Origin of the sequence: Pseudomonas sp. 14A (assembly GCF_018132745.1) — a bacterium.
Taxonomy (GTDB): Bacteria; Pseudomonadota; Gammaproteobacteria; order Pseudomonadales; family Pseudomonadaceae; genus Aquipseudomonas; species Aquipseudomonas mercuritolerans.
In genome coordinates this window covers 1-253 of sequence record NZ_JAGRQJ010000040.1, presented here as the reverse complement: position 1 = coordinate 253, position 253 = coordinate 1, and the positions used below count along the sequence as shown (strand labels likewise).

1 protein-coding gene is annotated in these 253 nt (G+C 68.8%); it reads left to right on the top strand.

All coding sequences use genetic code 11. The features are described 5' to 3' along the window. Window positions 1-253, top strand: a 253-nt coding sequence (locus tag PS14A_RS26540) for a fumarylacetoacetate hydrolase family protein (RefSeq protein ID WP_212617603.1), incomplete at both ends; no start/stop codon positions are given.

Sequence of the window (253 nt, the reverse complement as noted above, 5' to 3'; positions counted from 1 at the left end):
GTCGACCCGCGTCAAAGAGGCCGTACGAGCCGGTCTCCCGGTCAGCGCGACACTCGCCGAGGCCGAGCTTGCGGCCCCGGTACCGAACCCCGCCAAGGTGCTGTGCATCGGCCTCAACTACAGCGACCACGTCGCTGAGACCGGGCGTGCCCTGCCGCAGTACCCGGACGTCTTCCCGAAGTTCGCCACGAGTCTGGTCGGACCCCGAGACGCCATCGGCGGCCGCGACATCACGGAACAGCTCGACTTCGAG